The organism is Nonomuraea sp. NPDC004186, assembly GCF_053603495.1.
Map to the genome: position 1 here is coordinate 229,714 of NZ_JBSGFQ010000002.1, position 16,900 is coordinate 246,613.

General features: G+C 70.8%; 16 protein-coding genes. 7 read left to right on the forward strand and 9 right to left on the reverse strand.

What is annotated here, in order from left to right; translation table 11 throughout:
* The first annotated feature begins 8 nt into the window (after positions 1 to 8).
* On the forward strand, positions 9 to 644 hold the full coding sequence (locus ACWEPL_RS02650) for a DsbA family oxidoreductase (RefSeq protein WP_452434837.1): 636 nt from the start codon (positions 9 to 11) through the stop codon (positions 642 to 644).
* Between the two features lie 9 nt (positions 645 to 653).
* Here the strand turns inward: ACWEPL_RS02650 and ACWEPL_RS02655 are convergent, their stop codons facing one another.
* The gene (locus ACWEPL_RS02655; protein WP_452434839.1) at positions 654 to 1,169 is read right to left on the reverse strand and encodes a hypothetical protein; all 516 of its coding nucleotides are present in this window, start codon (positions 1,167 to 1,169) and stop codon (positions 654 to 656) included.
* A 191-nt stretch (positions 1,170 to 1,360) separates the two neighbouring features.
* Between ACWEPL_RS02655 and ACWEPL_RS02660 the strand changes: the two genes are divergently transcribed.
* Positions 1,361 to 2,110, forward strand: coding sequence for a hypothetical protein (locus ACWEPL_RS02660; RefSeq protein ID WP_452434841.1), 750 nt, complete (start codon positions 1,361 to 1,363; stop codon positions 2,108 to 2,110).
* Here ACWEPL_RS02660 and ACWEPL_RS02665 read toward each other — a convergent pair.
* On the reverse strand, positions 2,107 to 3,246 hold the full coding sequence (locus ACWEPL_RS02665; RefSeq protein WP_452434842.1) for an alpha/beta hydrolase family protein: 1,140 nt from the start codon (positions 3,244 to 3,246) through the stop codon (positions 2,107 to 2,109). The genes ACWEPL_RS02660 and ACWEPL_RS02665 overlap by 4 nt on opposite strands.
* Positions 3,247 to 3,378: 132 nt before the next feature.
* Here ACWEPL_RS02665 and ACWEPL_RS02670 point away from each other — a divergent pair, with 132 nt between their 5' ends.
* From ACWEPL_RS02670 to sppA, 3 genes are all read left to right on the forward strand, one after another.
* A complete protein-coding gene (locus ACWEPL_RS02670; protein ID WP_452434843.1) occupies positions 3,379 to 4,584 on the forward strand; it encodes a sensor histidine kinase in 1,206 nt (401 codons plus the stop codon).
* Positions 4,581 to 5,276 (forward strand): response regulator, encoded by a 696-nt coding sequence (locus ACWEPL_RS02675; RefSeq protein WP_452434844.1) that lies wholly within the window; start codon positions 4,581 to 4,583, stop codon positions 5,274 to 5,276. Before ACWEPL_RS02670 ends, ACWEPL_RS02675 begins: the two co-directional genes overlap by 4 nt.
* Positions 5,277 to 5,352: 76 nt before the next feature.
* Positions 5,353 to 7,050, forward strand: a complete 1,698-nt coding sequence (gene sppA, locus ACWEPL_RS02680; protein ID WP_350729452.1) for a signal peptide peptidase SppA — start codon at positions 5,353 to 5,355, stop codon at positions 7,048 to 7,050.
* A 4-nt stretch (positions 7,051 to 7,054) separates the two neighbouring features.
* Here the strand turns inward: sppA and ACWEPL_RS02685 are convergent, their stop codons facing one another.
* From ACWEPL_RS02685 to ACWEPL_RS02705, 5 genes are read right to left on the reverse strand one after another with little or no spacing between them, the layout of a single operon-like run.
* On the reverse strand, positions 7,055 to 7,537 hold the full coding sequence (locus tag ACWEPL_RS02685; RefSeq protein ID WP_363976399.1) for a flavin reductase family protein: 483 nt from the start codon (positions 7,535 to 7,537) through the stop codon (positions 7,055 to 7,057).
* 58 nt (positions 7,538 to 7,595) lie between these two features.
* On the reverse strand, positions 7,596 to 8,531 hold the full coding sequence (locus tag ACWEPL_RS02690; RefSeq protein WP_363976402.1) for an ABC transporter substrate-binding protein: 936 nt from the start codon (positions 8,529 to 8,531) through the stop codon (positions 7,596 to 7,598).
* 38 nt (positions 8,532 to 8,569) lie between these two features.
* On the reverse strand, positions 8,570 to 9,262 hold the full coding sequence (locus tag ACWEPL_RS02695; protein WP_355205310.1) for an ABC transporter permease: 693 nt from the start codon (positions 9,260 to 9,262) through the stop codon (positions 8,570 to 8,572).
* Entirely contained in the window at positions 9,259 to 9,939 is a 681-nt protein-coding gene (locus ACWEPL_RS02700; RefSeq protein WP_350729446.1) for an ABC transporter permease, read from the reverse strand. Before ACWEPL_RS02700 ends, ACWEPL_RS02695 begins: the two co-directional genes overlap by 4 nt.
* Complete coding sequence (locus ACWEPL_RS02705; protein ID WP_350729444.1) at positions 9,932 to 10,969, reverse strand: ABC transporter ATP-binding protein; 1,038 nt, start codon at positions 10,967 to 10,969, stop codon at positions 9,932 to 9,934. The genes ACWEPL_RS02700 and ACWEPL_RS02705 overlap by 8 nt, the downstream gene beginning before the upstream one ends.
* A gap of 326 nt (positions 10,970 to 11,295) precedes the next feature.
* On the opposite strand from ACWEPL_RS02705, the gene ACWEPL_RS02710 reads away from it, so the two are divergent.
* Positions 11,296 to 13,128, forward strand: coding sequence for a hypothetical protein (locus ACWEPL_RS02710; RefSeq protein WP_452434846.1), 1,833 nt, complete (start codon positions 11,296 to 11,298; stop codon positions 13,126 to 13,128).
* Between the two features lie 87 nt (positions 13,129 to 13,215).
* Here the strand turns inward: ACWEPL_RS02710 and ACWEPL_RS02715 are convergent, their stop codons facing one another.
* Positions 13,216 to 13,686: an iron chaperone gene (locus ACWEPL_RS02715; protein ID WP_350729441.1), complete on the reverse strand. Its 471-nt coding sequence runs from the start codon at positions 13,684 to 13,686 to the stop codon at positions 13,216 to 13,218.
* A gap of 89 nt (positions 13,687 to 13,775) precedes the next feature.
* Positions 13,776 to 14,231, reverse strand: coding sequence for a carboxymuconolactone decarboxylase family protein (locus ACWEPL_RS02720; protein WP_350729440.1), 456 nt, complete (start codon positions 14,229 to 14,231; stop codon positions 13,776 to 13,778).
* 184 nt (positions 14,232 to 14,415) lie between these two features.
* On the opposite strand from ACWEPL_RS02720, the gene ACWEPL_RS02725 reads away from it, so the two are divergent.
* Entirely contained in the window at positions 14,416 to 16,893 is a 2,478-nt protein-coding gene (locus ACWEPL_RS02725) for a tetratricopeptide repeat protein (protein WP_452434847.1), read from the forward strand.
* Positions 16,894 to 16,900 lie beyond the last annotated feature (7 nt).

Consider the following 16,900-nt stretch of genomic DNA (forward strand, 5'->3'; position numbering starts at 1 on the left):
AAAGGACCATGATGAAAGTAGAGATATACGCCGATATCGCGTGCCCGTGGTGCCGCCTCGGCACGTACCAGTTCCACCGCGCGGTGGCCGCGGCCGGCACAGAAGCGGAGGTCGAACTCGTTCATCGTCCGATCCAGCTCCTTCCCGACGCGCCCGAGGAACCCCGGCCACTGATGGACGCGGTGGTCGGGATGTTCGGTCGCGAACAAGCCGAGGCGATGGTCGCGGAGATGACCCGGCTCGGCGCCGGCGAAGGAATCGAGTACCGATTCGACCGTGCGGTGGCGGTCAACACCTTGACCGCGCACCGGCTGCTGTGGCTCGCCCTGCACGAGCACGGTGCCGAGGTGCAGGCCGCGCTGGCGACCGCCCTCTTCGACGCGTACTTCCGCGACGGCGTGAACATCGCCGACCACACGCAACTCACCGAGCTGGCCGAACGGGTCGGCCTGGAGGGCGGCCGGGTGCAGGACTTTCTCGCCTCCGAGGAGGGGAGCGCCGAGGTACGTGAGCAGGCGGCCGCGGCGCGGCGGGACGGCGTCACCACCGTGCCGAGATTCGTCTTCGAGGACGGCGCGCTGATCGTAGGTGTGACCAGCACCGAGGCGCTCGGCGACGCGCTCCGGAAGGCCGGCGGCCGGTAAGGCGCTGCCTCAGGTGACGGTGTCGTCCCAGTGAGCGATCCCTTCGCCCTGCTTGACGACGACGGGCGGGGACGGCTGTGCGGGCCAGATCTGCAGGTAGTGGTGGTCGCCGTCGAAATCCGGCCGTTCCGTGAGCGTGCTCCAGACGTGGTAGCGCAGCCGGTGCATGCCCGGACCGGCGGGCAGCGGGGGAAGGCGGCGCATCGCCGTGTCGTCCCAGTCCATGCACCATCCGATCAGGAAGAGCTCGCCGGTCGTCGACATGAAGTCGATCTCCACGATCTCCTCGTACCCGTCGAGGTCGGCGCCCGGATCGTGGTCGGCGACGGTCACCGTGAGGGGGATGCCGTCGCCGTGCTGGTAAGAGATCGCCAGTTCGGCCATGGCCTTCCGTACCGTGACGAGCGCGACGGACCGCTCCACGTCGCCCGCGTCGTCCCCGTCCCAGTCCCCGTTCATCAGGAAGACAGTGCTGCAGTCCTCGACGTCTACTTCCACCTGGACGGTCTCCGCATAGGGGCTCATGGCGGCGAGCGTAGAGCCCGCGACCCACCTCCGTCGCGCCGGTACCTCTCGGGCAGGTCCGGCCGATACAGTCCAGGGGTGCGTTGATCCTCCGGGCGGCGGCCACGTACCGCCGCGGACGGTGCGGGCGACCCCGGCAGGCGGGGCCGCCCCGGCAGGCTTCCCCCGTCACGATCCCACCGGAGATCACCATGACCGCCCGGCAACCTCTCACCTACCGCGCGTTCGTCGAGCTCGCCACCGCCGACCCCGCCGTGGTCGGGCTCGTCCTCAAGGGCTCCCGCGCCCACGACGGCATGGTCACCGAGCACTCCGACCATGACCTGTACGCCGTCCTCGCCGACGGCGCGGCGACGGATCTCACCCGGTTCGCCGGTCACCGCACCCCCGAACTCGACCTCGTCATCATCACCCTGGCCGAGTTCCGTACGGCTGGAATGCCCGGCTTCGAGCGATACGCGCTCGCCCGCGCCAGGGTCGTGCTCGACCGGCTCGACGGAGGCATCGGCCGGATCCTGGCCGCCAAGGCACGGCTCGACGCCGACGAGGCGTTCCGGGACTCCGGTGAATGGCTCGACGCCTACGCCAACTCCCTCTACCGCTCCGTCAAGAACGACCGTGACGGGCATCCGCTCGCCGCCCGCCTCGACGCCGCCGACAGCATCCGGTTCCTGCTGGAGCTGCTGTTCGCTCTCGACCGTCGCCCCCGCCCGTACAACAAGTACCTGGAATGGGAGCTCGCCCGGCACCCGCTGCCGGGCTGGGACACCGGCATGCTGCTGGACGCCGCCCGCCGCATCTCGGGAACGGGCGACGTACCCCTGCAACGGCGCCTCTTCGCCCAGGTCGAGGCGGCGGCCCGGCGTGCCGGGCACGGCGTGGTGCTGGACGCGTGGGGCGAGGACCTCGACCTGATGCGACCGCAGCAGGACAGGTCCTAGCCCGCCGGCTTGACCTCCGGGTAGCGCGAAGCCGGGTCGTTCAGGATCGGCTGTGGCTTGCCCCGCAGGTGGAGGTCGTAGAAGGCCGCGACGATCCCGCGCGTGATCTCCAGGGATCGCGTGGCGGGCAGGTCGGCGCCGTCGTCGATGCCGAGCTGCTCGGAAAGCACGGAAATGTCGGTGAAGGAGGCGTGCTCGGTACCCGTCACCACGAACCAGCGCTTCCAGCCGGTGAGGTTCGGCCAGGACTGGTCCCAGGTGGGGTCCTTGCCCGGGCTGTGCTTCGCCTCGGAGCCGAGGAGCAGGTACGGCTTGGCCAGCCCACTGCTGGGGACCGGGACGACGGCGGTGCCGTCGATGTTCATCCCGGCGCGCAGCCGGGAGTCCTTCAGCAGGGCGGCCACGGAGCTCGCGCCGCCCACGGAGTGGCCGCCCATGGCGATCCTGGATCGGTCGATCAGCTTGGGATACCTGGCGAGCACCGAGTCCAGGACGAAGGTGACATCGGCCGCCCGGATTTGCCCGACCTTGGCCCAGAACACCGGATTCTTCGGTTCGATCTCGCACGCGACGCACTCGGCGACCCTCCCGTCGGGGAAGCTCGTGGCGACGTTCTCGTACGTGTGCCCGATGACGGCCACCGCGTAGCCCCGGCTGGCCAGGTCCTCGGCCAGGCCGGTGAGCGAGTAGCGGGGCTTGGTGAAGCCCGGGGAGAGGACCACGAGGGGCAGCCGTCGCTTGGCCGGCCTGGCGTCCTTGACGGCGTCGATCCGCGTCTTGCTGAGCAGATCGCCCGGTACGCCGGAAGCGCCCGCCTCCTTCAACGTGAGCTCGGACTCCTTGACCGTCATGTACGGCGCCGGCACCCCGCCGGCCTTCGCCGCCGGATACCAGAGCGAGACCATGAGCTCCCGCGCCTTCACGCTGGGCACCCAGGGATCGGGGCGGGAGGTGTCCTTGAGGTGGAGGGAGGTCATGCCGACCGGCAGCTTGCCCGTCGGCTTGGGGATGCGCAGAGCGGGTGCCGGCTCGGTGGTTCGGTTCCTGACGGCGGCCTCCGACGTGGCTGCCCAGGAGGCGGCGGCCGGCAGGGCGAGGAGTACGGCGAGGGCAAGCCGCCCGATTCGGTGACTCATGGGGCTCGACGCTAGAGCCGGGCGATCTCCGGTCGCGTCGGCCGTGACGACGACATCGGCGGCGGGGTCGTCCTCGAGATGTAGTCCGCTCCGCCGATGCCCCCCATACGCCACGAACAGGACAATGTGCGAGTGTCACTGATCAGAAGGCGATGGCGGGACCTGCTCCGCGCGGAGCACAGGCCCTCGCGTCGCGCGCTCATGTTCGACGTCCTTCTCGCGGTCGCCTTGGCCGTGCTGGCGATGGTGGCGGCGGCACCCGCCGTGGACGCCGTCCACAGCGTCGATCCCCTGCGGCTGCCTCCCCCGCCCCGGCCCGTCCTGCCCACCCACAGTGACGCGGTCGATCCCGGTCTGCTCTTCGCGGTGGCGCTGACGGCGTTGCCGCTGGCCGTACGGCGGCTGTATCCGTTGACCGCCTTCTGGATCGTGCTGCTCGCCGCCCTGGCCACCGATGACGAGGCGACCTGGGTCACCGTGGCGACCTGCGCCATCGCCGCCTACGGAGCGGTCGCCTACAGCCGCAACCGGCTGGTGGCGCTGGGCGGTCTGGTGCTGGCCACCGTGCTGGCGGGGATGGCCTTCAAGGATGCCGTGGCGGGGTTGCCGAGCTGGCTCGGGCCGTTCGTGGTGCTGCTCGGCGCGGGGGTCATGGCGAGCTTCGTCCGGTTCTGGCGGCAGCAGCTCGCGGAGCGGGACGAGAAGCTCCGCCGGGCCGTACAGGTGGAGCGCTCGCGCATCGCCGGCGAGCTGCACGACGTCGTCACCCACAATGTGAACGTGATGGTGATCCAGGCGGGGGCGGCGCGCAAGGTGATGGACACGACGCCGGAGCGGGCCAAGCAGGCCATGCTCGCGGTGGAGACCAGCGGCAGGGCCGCCATGGCCGAGCTCCGCCACGTCATGGGCCTGCTTGCCGCCTCCGGCAGCGGGTCCGACCTTCTCGAACCGCAGCCCGGGCTCGACCAGCTCGACTCGCTCATCGAACGCGTGCGCGCGGCCGGGATCCCGGTCAGCGCCGAGATCGGTACGCCGGAGGGTCCGGTGCCGCCCGGGGTGGGCCTGGCCGTCTACCGCGTCGTCCAGGAGGCGCTCACCAACACGATCAAGCACGCGGGCGGCGCCGCCGTGTCGGTGGCGATCAGTCACACCGGCGACTGGCTGGACATCGAGATCGCCGACCGCGGCGGCATTCCCGCGGCCCGCGCGGGGGACGGCCAGGGCCGGGGGCTGATCGGGCTGCGCGAACGGCTGGCGCTCTACGACGGGACCCTGGAGGCGGGGCCGCGGAGCGGCGGAGGCTTCGTGACCAGGGCGCGCCTGCGGTGGACGGCATGAACGAGGCGCCCCGCGTGGTCATCGCCGACGATCAGGCGCTCGTACGCAGCGGGTTCGGGATGATCCTGGCCGCCGACGGGATCGAGGTGGTCGCCGAGGCCGCCGACGGCGTCGAGGCGGTCTCCGCCGTCCAGCGGACCCGGCCCGATCTCGTGCTCATGGACGTACGGATGCCGCGCCTGGACGGCATCGAGGCCACCCGGCAGATCCTGTCCGGCGGCGCGGACGGGACCCGCGTCCTCATCCTGACCACGTACGACCTCGACCACTACGTCTACGCGGCGCTCACCGCCGGGGCCAGCGGCTTCCTGCTCAAGGACGTCTCCCCCGAACACCTGGTGGCCGCGGTGCGCCTGGTGCGCACCGGGGACGCGCTGCTCGCGCCCGCGATCACCCGCCGCCTGATCGAGCGCTTCGCCCGCCACGACGAGCCCGCCCGCCGCGTCGTGCACGGCGACCTGTCTCAGCTGACCCCGCGCGAGCTGGAGGTCCTGCGGCTGCTCGCGACCGGCATGAGCAACGCCGAGGTCGCCGACCGCCTGGTGCTGAGCCCGACGACGGTCAAGACGCATGTCGCGCGCATCCTGTCAAAGCTGGAGCTCCGCGACCGCGTCCAGGCCGTCGTCCTCGCCTACGAGACAGGCCTGGTCAGCCCCAGCAAGCCGGCTCCGATCACGCGTAAAGCTCCTTGAGGCCGACCAGGCGGACGCCTTTATGCAGCCATAGATCCCTAAACGCATTTCGTATTGTGTCGCTTAGGGTGGCTTCATGGAGGCAGGAAAGGCGATCTTCGAAACCGTCGACAAGCTTCGTCAGCGGCGCACGGCCCCGCTGGTGCTGGAGCTCGATCTCACAGAGGGCCTCACCGAGGGCCCGCCGGCGGACCCGCTCGCCGCGGTGCTGTCCATGCGTAAGACGCGCCTGTCCGACGTCCTGTCCGGGCTCAGGCGCGCCAGGCAGGACTCCAGGGTCAAGGCGCTGGTGGTGAGGATCGGGGGCAACCCGCTGGGCCTGGCCATGGTGCAGGAGCTGCGCCAGGCGGTGATCCAGTTCAGGGCGTCGGGCAAGCTGACCGTCGCGTTCTCGGAGACGTTCGGGGAGTTCGGCGGCGGTACGGTGCCGTACTACCTGGCCACCGCGTTCGAGCGCGTCTACCTGCAGCCGAGTGGCGACGTCGGGCTGACCGGGGTGGCGCTGGAGCAGCGCTTCGTCAAGGGAGCCCTGACCAAGCTGGGTGTCGGGTACGAGGCCGGGCAGCGGCACGAGTACAAGACCGCCGTCAACACCTTCACCCAGGACCACATGACCGAGCCGCACCGCGAGTCCATGGGCCGCATCGTCGAGTCGGTCACCGAGAGCCTCAGCGCGGGCATCGCCGACGGGCGCCGGCTCGACGCGGGCAAGGTGCGGGAGCTGATCGACCGCGGCCCGTTCACCGCCTCCGAGGCGCTGGAGGCCGGGCTGGTCGACGGGCTGGCGTACCGGGACGAGGTGTACGAGCAGGTCAAGCAGGCGGCGGGCGACGACTCGCACCTGCTGTACGTGTCCAGGTACGCCAGGGGCGCGGCCGTGCGGAAGCTGCCGCACCCGACGGCGGACGGGATCGCGCTCATCCACGGCACGGGCATGATCAGGACCGGCCGCAGCGGGCGCAGCCCGCTCGGCGGGGGCGGGGCGATGGGCTCCGACACGATCAGCGCCGCCTTCCGGGCGGCCCGGCGGGACGAGCACGTCAAGGCGGTCGTGTTCCGGGTGGACAGCCCCGGCGGCTCGTACGTGGCCTCCGACACGGTCTGGCGCGAGGTGACCCTCACGCGCAAGGTCAAGCCGGTGATCGTCTCGATGGGCGACCTGGCGGCGTCCGGCGGCTACTTCGTGGCGATGGCCGCCGATGTGATCGTGGCCCAGCCCGGCACGCTGACGGGCTCGATCGGCGTGTACGGCGGCAAGCCCGTCGTGGCAGAAATGCTCGAAAAAATCGGCATAAATTCGGAAATGGTGGCGTCCGGGGCTAACGCGGGAATGTTCTCTACATCTCGCGGCTTCTCCCCCGAGCAATGGGACCGCGTGAACGCCTGGCTCGACCGTATTTACGATGACTTCGTGGGCAAGGTCGCCGCGAGTCGCGACCTGACCCGGGAACGCGCGCACGAGCTGGCCCGCGGCCGCGTCTGGACCGGCGCCGACGCGCACGCCAGCGGGCTCGTGGACGAGCTGGGCGGCCTGGAGGACGCGCTGGTCCTGGCCAGGAAGCGGGCCGGCCTCCCCGACGACGCCCCCGTACGCGCCTACCCCCGGCTCAACCCGCTGGAGCGGCTGCGCGGGCCGGACTCGAGCGAGGACAAGTCCGCCGCCCTGGCCCGCCTGCGCCTGGACGCGTGGGGCCCTCTCGCCCGCCTGTCCGCCGAGCTCGGCCTCCCCGCCGCGGGCCCGCTGCTCCTGCCCACGTGGTACGTGATCCGCTGAGCGCTCACGATCCGATCGGACGGTAGCGGGAGCGGAGCCGTACCAGAGGCTGGAGAGCGGCCTCGACGTAGGGGACCGCGAGGACGGTGGCGATGAAGAGGGTGTGATCCCCGGCCGGGACCACTTTGGTGGTCTCGGCCTCCAGGGCGGCCACCCCGCCCTCCACCACCAGCGCGTCCGAGTGCGTTCCCCGGTGATGCGGCGTGCCCGCCAGCAGCAGCCGGGCGCTGGGCCGGCCGGCGGTGGCGAAGCGGCTGGCGATGGCCGCCTGGCCGGACGACAGGAGCGAGGCCGCCCAGCGGTCCTGCCGGAGCAGGACCTCGTTGAGGTAGCCGCCGCTGGCCAGGCTCACCAGGAGGAGCGGGGGCTCCAGCGAGACGGACATCAGCGCCGACACCGTGGTGCCCAGGTCGTCGCGCCCATCGCGTACGGTCACCACGGCCACCCCGGCCGCGAGCTGCGCCATCGCCTCCGTGAACTCGCTCACGGCACGAACCTAGCGGTGCGGGCCCCCGGACGGCGGGGACCCGCACCGGAAAACGGCGTCAGCCGAGGCTGTTGGCGGTCAGCCATTCCTTGGCCACGGTGCCGGGCTCGTCCTTGTTGACGGAGATCTTCTGCATCATGTCCAGGAGGGACTGCGTGGTGAGCTTCGCCGAGACGGCGTTCAGCGTGGTCTTGATCGTGTCGTTCGCGGCCGCCTTGTTGAGGAGCGGCGTCACGTTCTGGGCGGGGAAGATGTTCTTGGGGTCCTGCAGCGGCACCAGGTTGTTGGCCGTCATCTTGGGGTCGGTGGTGAAGACGTTGCCGACCTGGATCGTGCCGTCCTTGATCGCGTCAGCGGTGGTCGGGCCCGTGGGCTTCCACTGCTTGAACTCGATCCCGTAGACCTCCTTGAACCGCGCCTCCCACCGCTTCTTGAACTCGGGCGGGCCGCCGACGACGAAGTCCTTGGAGACCTTGGCCAGGTCCTCCATGGTGTTCAGCGACTGCTTGGTCTGGGTGTCCTTGGAGATGGACAAGCTGTCCTTGTCCTCGGCCGGGGAGGAGTCGAGCACCTCCAGCTCGGCGGGGAGCTTCTCCTTCAGCGCGGCGTTGACCTCGTCGGTGGTCGCGGCCGTGTTCTTGAGGTCGACGAAGGCCAGCAGGTTGCCGTTGTACTCGGGCACGATGGTCAGGCCACCGCTCTTGACCTGGTCGATCACGACCTCGCGGCTGCCGATGCGCGGCTTCTCCTCGACCTGCACGCCCTTGGCCTGCAGCGCCTGGGCGTAGATCGACCCGAGCAGCACGCTCTCGTCGAAGTCGAAGGATCCGATGACGGCCTTGCCCCCGCCCCCGCTCGAAGCCGAACCGCTGGGGGCCGCGCTCGAGGTGTCGAGCGGGTTGCCTCCAGTGTTGCCACCGCCGCCACCGCCACAGGCGGCCAGCGCGAGCATCGCCGAAACGAACACCCCGGCGATGCCGTACTTGCGTCCCATCTTGCTTTTCCCTTCTAAGCGGGAGGTAATACAGGAGACTATCGGACCTTCAGCCGCTGGCTCACGCCCGGGGATACCGTCACCCTCTGGGCAAGCGTGAACAATATCTGGACCATCAGGGCAAACAGCACAATCAGTACTGAACCGCCGACGACGCTCGCGTAATCCTTCGTCGCGAAACCGTCGATCACGAACCGCCCCAGACCACCGAGCCCGGTGTACGCGGCGACGGTGGTGGTGGCCACGACCTGGATCGCCGACAGCCGGCACCCCAGCAGGATCAGCGGCAGCGCGACCGGGACGAGCACCCGCCCGAGCACCTGCCCGCCGCGCAGCCCCATCCCGTACGCGGCGTCGCGCAACTCGGGATCGACGCCCTTGATGCCCTCGAACGTGTTCACCAGGATCGGCGGCACCGACAGCAGCACCAGCGGGACGATCACCGGCAGGCTCGACGCCGTGCCGAGCAGCAGCACGAACATCACCAGCAGGCCCAGCGTGGGCAGCGCCCTGGCCAGGTTCGCGGTGACGGCGACCAGCACCTCGCCCCGGCCCGTGTGGCCGATCAGCAGCCCCAGCGGCACCGCGATCACCACGGCCAGGACCAGCGCCAGGGCCGAGAACTCCAGGTGCTCCAGCAGGCGCATGGGGATGCCGTCGGGGCCGGACCAGTTGGCGCCGTTGCCGAAGAAGTCGGCCAGCCAGCCGAAGAAGTCGGTGAGCCAGCTCACGATCCCTGCCCCCTTCGGGCCCGTACCCATGGAGTGAGCAGCCGCTGCGCCAGCACCAGCAGCCCGTCGGCGACCAGCGCCAGCGCCACGATCAGCACGATCCCGACGATCACCGGCGGCATGAACGGGTTCTGGTACGCCCGCGTGAACAGCCCGCCGAGCCCGCCCTGCCCGATCAGCGCACCCACGCTGACCAGGCTGATGCTGGAGACCGCGACCACCCGCAGGCCCGCCAGCACCACCGGGACGGCGATCGGCAGCTCAACCGCGAGCAGCCTGCGCAGCGGCGTGAAGCCCATCGCGATCGCCGACTGCCGCACGTGGTCGGGCACCGAGCCGAGCCCGTCCACGACGGCCGGGATCAGCACGGCCATGCCGTAGAAGGTCAGCGGGATGATCACCGTGGTCTGCGACAGCCCGGTCACCGAGATCAGCAGCATGAAGACCGGCAGTGAGGGGAGCGCGTAGACAACGTTCATGAAGCCGGCGGTCGGCTGGTAGAGCCAGCGCCAGCGCACGCAGGCCAGCCCCAGCGGCAGCGCGACGACCAGCGCGAACAGGATCGGCACGAGGGACATGGTCAGGTGGTCGAGGAGCAGGTTCTTGATGCTGTCGACCCGGCCGGTATCCCAGTTACGCCCGATCCATTCCCATATGGAAGGAGGGCCGTCAGCCATCTGCCGCCTCCGCGAGCGCCTTGTCGAGCGTCTCCCTGGTGGCCACGCCGACGACCTTGCCCTGCTCGTCCACGGCCACCGCGCAGCCGGACGGCGACAGCAGCGCCGCGTCGAGGGCCGTGCGCATGGAGTCGCGCCCGTACACGAACGTCCCGTACGGCTCCAGCTCGTCGGGCCGCTCCCGGGAGACCCACCCGGTCGGCCTGCCGTCCTCCATGACCAGCCGCCACGGATCGTCCGCGGTGTCGGTCAGGTCGGTACGCAGCCGCAGCCCGCCCGTCGAGATGAACTGCAGCCGCCGGATCCCCCGGTCGTGCCCCAGGAACTCCTTCACGAAGTCGTCGGCCGGCTCGGACAGCAGCGTCTTGGGAGCGGCGAGCTGCGCCAGCTTGCCGCCCACCCGCAGCACCGCCACGCGGTCGCCCAGCTTGATGGCCTCGTCGATGTCGTGCGTGACGAACACGATGGTCTTGTTCAGCTCGGACTGGAGCCTGAGCAGCTCGTCCTGCAGGCTCGTGCGCACGATGGGGTCGACCGCGCTGAACGGCTCGTCCATGAGCAGCACGGGCGGGTCGGCGGCCAGCGCCCTGGCCACGCCCACGCGCTGCTGCTGCCCGCCCGAGAGCTGGAAGGGGTAGCGACCGGCCAGCGCCGGGTCGAGGCCCACCCGTTCGAGCAGCTCCATGGCTCTGGCGCGGGCCTTCTTCTTGTCCCAGCCGAGCAGGTACGGGACCGTGGCGATGTTGTCCACGATCTTGCGGTGCGGGAACAGGCCGGCCTGCTGGATGACGTACCCGATACCGCGCCGCAGCGTCGGCGGGTCGATGCCCTGCACCGGCGTGCCGTCGAGGAGGATCTGGCCCTCGGAGGCGTCGATCATCCGGTTGATCATCCGGAGGGATGTGGTTTTTCCGCAGCCCGAGGGGCCGACGAGCACGGTGATCTCTCCCGTGGGCGCCTCGAGGTCGAGACGGTCCACGGCGACCGTTCCGTCTGGGTAGCGTTTGGTGACAGCGTCGAATGTGATCACGCGCGAACTCTCGCTTCAGGCTTCTGTGGCAGGGGCCGCAGCCCCCGTGCCACGACCGCCGCATGATCTATCGCAGCACAGACTACGGCGATCCGGACCACCGTGTCGTCCTGGGATCCAGCTGAAACGCTTCAGTTGAGCTGGATATTTACCCCAAATGTTGAAGTGGTAGTGCGCCGGACCGTGGTGTCTTGGCATGATTACCTCCACGAACTTCTGACCTATACCTCCACAAAGTCCTGACGAACACCCCGAACGAAATTCACGAACTTCAGCCCCGCACCCCTCACCCTCAGCGTCCGCTCACAGCAAGAGGATCCGGCCCCGTGTCTCAGCCGCTCACCGATCAGCGCCGACGCGCCGAGTTGATCGCAGAGCTCTACGACCGCCATGCCGCTGGGCTGTTCGCGTACTGCGCTGACCAGCTCGGCGACCTAGGCTCCGCGTCCGACGTACTGGTGACCTTGTTCTCCAGCGTCGCCGGCGTTCCCTCCGCCGCCGAAGCGCCTCGCGCCGCTCTCTACGCGTTCGCCCGCCGCGAGATCCACCGGCGGGACATCGTCTTCGCGCCCCCCTCCATCGATCCGCTGATCGACCCCGCCTCCGCCCTCGTCGAGCGCACCTTCCGCGAACTGCGACCACACCAGCGTGAAGTGCTGGTGCTGTGCGCGGTCTGCGGGATGAGCAAGGCGGAGCTGGCGTGGGTACTCGACGTCGCCCCCGACACCGCCGAGGAACTGGCGGTAGGGGCGGCCCACCACTTCCGGCACGCCTTGGTGACGGCGCTGTCCTCCACCGGGGTCCGCGTACCCAAGCCGGTGGCGGACGTGTACGGCGCCCTGGGCGTGGCCCCGCTCGCCGACATCATCGGCCGCCTCCCCTGGGCGCAGCCGCCCGGAGCCCTCCGCATCCACTTCGCGGGCTCCCGTTCCGCCAGCCCCGGCCCTCTCTTCGTCAAGCCCCGCTGGCCCAGCCCGCCGATGTGGCCCCAGCCCCTGGCTGACGGGGACCCGGCGACCAGCACGGTCATCTTCCCGGCCGAGCTGCTGACGCCGCCGTCACCGTCGCAGGTGCCCGAGCACGCCGCCACCACGGCCCCGATGCCCGCACTGAACAACTCCCCGGAGTCCGCACCGCGCCGCGGAGAATTCCCGGCCTCGCACGTCCCCTTCGGAGAAGCCCCGTCCTCAACGCCACGCTCGTTCTTCGGAGAGGGCCGGACCTCGAGCCCGGTCTCCTTCTTCGGAGACGGCACGGCCTCGACCGCCCGCTCCCCCCTCAGGGACCCGTTGGCCTCCGCCCAGCGTCTGCACGATCCGCTGGGCCCCACCCCGTCTCTCAGAGATCCTCTGGCGGCGGTGGACGGCGCACGGCCCGACCAGCCCGGCACACCACACACAGCTCCACCCTTCGCAGGGAGGACCCCAGTGCCGCCTTACATCCATCCGTTCTTCCAGGACCCGCCCGACGAGCCTTTCGGCGGTCTGGAGCCCTTCGCGACCGGCGACGTGATCTTACCCAGGGACACCCCTGAGCCCTTCGCGACCGGCGACGTGATCCTGCCCAGAGATGTCCCGAGGCCGTTCTCGGACGACGATGACGGCGACATCCTGGCCCCCAGGGACCCGCACCCCGACGTACTGGTGCACAAGGGCCCCGCCCGCCCGCTCCAGCAGCCGCCGCGGACGAACGAGCCGGCCCGCGACGCGGCGCCCCTCTTCCGCCCCCGCCCCAAGTCGGCCAGGCGCACCAAGCCCGCCAAGTCCTCCGAGCCGGCCAGGCGCACCCCCAAGCCGGCCGAGCCCACGAGGCCCGCCGAACCGGTCTACCGCCTGCCCCTGTACGACAAGGCGCCCCCGAAGCCCCCCACCCTCCCCAGGCCCTCCTCCTCATCGAGCAGGAGAACCCCTGCTCCACCTGACGAGGAACCCCAAGGGACCTTCGCCTCGCTGGCCCCGGAGCCCTCTCTCCTGGCCCCGCGCCCGGTCCGCGCCCGTCCGGTGCCCAAGAAGCGCCCGGCGTACACGGCCCGGCCCGAGAAGCCCCGCCGCCGCCAGGACCGGCACTTCGACTGGGCCTGGGAGGTCGTCGGGTTCCTGATCTGCGTGGCGATCGCCATGATCGTCTTCTTCTCGATGCCCGCGTTCCTCCACCCGTGAGGTGCGTCGTCGTATCGGCTCGGCAACTGACCCCGTCGAGCCGATCGTCGGACGTGACGCGCATCCCCTTCGCGCCGACACGAGTCCTCAGCTCGCCGCCCGCTTCACGAGCGCGCTGATCCTCGCCTCGTCGTCGGCGGTCAGCTCCGTCAGTGCGAAGGCGGTCGGCCACATGGTGCCGTCGTCGAGGTTCGCCGGGTCGTTGAAGCCGAGGGTCGCGTACCTCGTCTTGAACTTCTGGGCGGGCTGGAAGAAGCAGACGATCTTGCCGTCCTTCGCGTAGGCGGGCTGCCCGTACCAGAGCTTCGCCGTCAGGGACGGGGCGTCGGCCTTGACGATGGCGTGGATCCGCTCGGCGATGACCCGGTCCGCCTCCGCCATCTCGGCGATCTTCTCGAGCACGTCCCGCTCCGTGTCGGCCTTCGCGCCCGAACCGCGGCGCGCGGCCTTCTTCAGCTCCTGGGCGTGCTCCTTCATCGCGGCTCGCTCGTCGTCGGTGAACCCGTCGAACTTGCCGGCGGCCGCGGTGCTCTTGGTGGCCTTCTTCGTTTCGCTCATGGTGAGAATGTCCTTGTCTGCGAGTCATCTGTCTTGCTGGGTGGCCCCGGGCGACGGATCAGTGGATGTCGCCCGGGGACCGGCGTGCCCTACCCCCACGCGCCGGCGATCTGCCGGGTGGTGGCGTTGAGCCGGTTGAACATGTTGGTGACGCCGATCATCAGGACGATCGCGGCCAGCTGCTTCTCGTCGAAGTAGGTGGCGGCGCTGTCCCAGACCTCGTCGTTGACCGCGTCGGCGCGGTCGGCCAGCCGGGTGGCGGCCTCGGCCAGCGCGAGCGCCGCCCGCTCCTCATCGGTGAAGTACGGGGTCTCCCGCCACGCGGCGACCGTGGCCAGCTTCTCCTCGCTCACCCCGGCCTTGCGGGCCGTCTTGACGCCGCCGTCCACGCAGGCGCTGCAGCCGTTGATCTGGCTGACCCGCAGGTGCACCAGCTCCAGCGTCTGCCCCTCGACCCCGCCGGAGTGCACGGCCTTGAAGATGTCCTGAATGGGCTGCATCGCGCCGGACAGGATGACGGCGGGGTTCTGCATACGGGACTGCATCGGGTTTTCCTCTTTCAGGTCTGTGCCCCGTTCCCTCGGGGGCGTGACTCCATGACAGCCTGTGGAGGGCTACGATGACGACGTCCATGGGACACTCTGGGACAGTTGATGTGCCTCTGACCAGCGGTGATCGCCTTCGAGAAGTTTCCGCCGGTGTGGGACAGAAAGACAGGGAACGGTGGCTGTGCACCAGAAGGCAGCGAAGGCCGACCCGAAAGACGAGCTGGCCGCCCGCCTGCGCCTGCTCCAGGAGCTGTCGGAGCGCGGCGTGCGGGCCCTGGCCCGGGACGCCGGCCTCAGCTCGTCGTCACTGTCGCGCTACCTCAGCGGCCAGACGTTGCCGCCCTGGCCCGCCGTGGTCGCGCTCTGCCGCCTCCTCAAACGTGACCCCCGCCCGCTGCGCCCCCTGTGGGAACGGGCCTCCAACCCCCTGCCGGCTCCCCCGAAGACCAGCCGCCAGGTCCAGCCCCCGTCGCCACCCGCCGGAGCTCCGCGCCCGCCCCGCAACGACCTGCCGCGCGACGTGCCCGACTTCACCGGACGCGAAGCCCAGCTCGCCGCCGTGCTCGCCGGCGTGGACAGCAGCCGAGTGGTCGCCATCGACGGCATGGCGGGCGTCGGCAAGACCTGCCTGGCGGTGCACGCCGCGCACCGGCTCGGCGCCGACTACCCCGACGCGCAGCTCTACCTGGACCTGCACGGGTTCACCGCCGGCCGGGAGCCGCTCGGTCCCGATCCCGCGCTGCGGGCCCTGCTCGCCGCCCTCGACGTCCCCTCGGAGAAGATCCCGCAGGAGGGCGGCATCGAGCCGCTGGCCGCCTGCTGGCGCTCCGAGCTGGCCCACCGGCGGGCCGTCGTGGTCCTCGACAACGTCGCCGACGCCGACCAGGTCCGCCCGCTGCTGCCCGGCGCCGGTCCCTCCGTGGCCCTGATCACCAGTCGCAACCGGCTGCTGGGCCTGGACGAGGTGCCCCCGGTGTCGCTGGACGTGCTGACCCCGCAGGAGAGCGCCGAGCTGCTGGCCCGCGCCAGCGGCGACCCGGGCGGGCCCGACAGCCGGCTGGCCCGCGACCCGGAGTCCGCCGCCGAGGTGGTACGGCTGTGCGGCCAGCTGCCGCTGGCCCTGCGGCTGGCCGCGGCCCGGCTGCGGCACCGGCCGGGCTGGACCGTGGGCATCCTCGTCGAGCGGATGGCGGAGGGGGCCACCGAGTTCGACACGGCGTTCGCGATGTCCGTACGGCAGCTGGACCGGACGCAGCGCCGCTTCTTCCGGTTGCTGGGCCTGATGCCCGGCTCGACCTTCGACGAGTACGTGGCGGCGGCGCTGGCGGACATACCGCTGCGCAGCGCCCGGGCGATGCTGGAGGACCTGCTCGACGCGCACCTGGTCCAGCAGCCGGCGGCCGGCCGCTACCGCCTGCACGACCTGGTGCGCCAGCACGCGCGCCGGGCCGCCGCCGAGCAGGACTCACCGGCGGACCTGGAGCAGGCGCTGGGCCGGGTGCTCGACTACTACGTGCACGCGGCGGCCGCCGGTGACGCCGCGATGTCGTACCTGTCTCCCGTCCGGGAGGTCTCCGCGGGCCGGCCCCCGGCCGAGCTGCCGCGGTTCGCCGGCAAGCACGCGGCCCTCTACTGGTTCGCCACCGAGTACACCAACCTGATGGCCGTCTTCGAGGCTGCCGTCGCGGCCGGAGCCGACGCGCACGTGTGCGAGCTGCCGCGCTTCATGCGGGCGTTCTTCGCGCGGCGCTGCGGCACGACGCACCTCAACGTCCTGTTCGAGCGGTCGCTGGTGGCCGCGCAGCGCCTGGGCGATCCGGTACAGCTGGCCGAGGCGCACAGCGACCTGGGTTTCGCCCGGTACAACGCGGGCCGGATGGCGGAGGCGGAGGCCGCGTACGAGGCGGCGGCGCCGCTGGTGTCCCAGACCGGGGACACCAGGTCGGAGGCCGAGCTGACCATGCGCCGCGGCTACCTGAGGTGGGACGAGGGCTACGTCGAGGAGCCGCTCGACCTCTTCCGGCTGGCCGGCAAGCTGTACGCGGACGCCGGCTGCCCGATGGGCACGGTCCATGCGACCGCGTACGAGGCCTGGGCGATGCTGCAGCTGGGACACCACGAGGAAGCGGCGCGGCTGGCCCGCGTGGCACTGGACATGCCGCACGCCGACCCCGCGTGGCCGCCCACGCTGACGGCCAGGATCACCCTCGGCGTGGCCATCGCCCCCGAGGCGCCCGGCGAGGCGCTGGAGCACCTGGAACAGGCGCTGACGCTGGCCCGCGAGGACGGCCACAAGCACAACGAGGCGTGGTGCCTCAACTGCATGGGCGTGGCGCTGCGGCAGATGGGCCGGTACGAGGAGGCGCTCGCGAGCCACCGTCAGGCGTTCGCGCTGCTGGACGAGCTGTTCGAGGAGCATTGGAAGATCCATTTCCTCAACGGCTACGCCGAGACCTGCCGGCTGGCGGGCCTGCCCGAGGAGGCCCTGCGCCTGCACCGGCAGGCGCTGGAGCTGGCCCCGAAACTGGGATACCGGCACGCGGAGGCCCTGGCCCACGAGGGGATCGCCGCGGTCCTCGACGAGAGCGACCCGCCCACGGCCGCCGAACACCGCGCGGCCGGTCAGGCCATCCTTCAGGAGCTCAAACCGGAGACCTGACGCGACC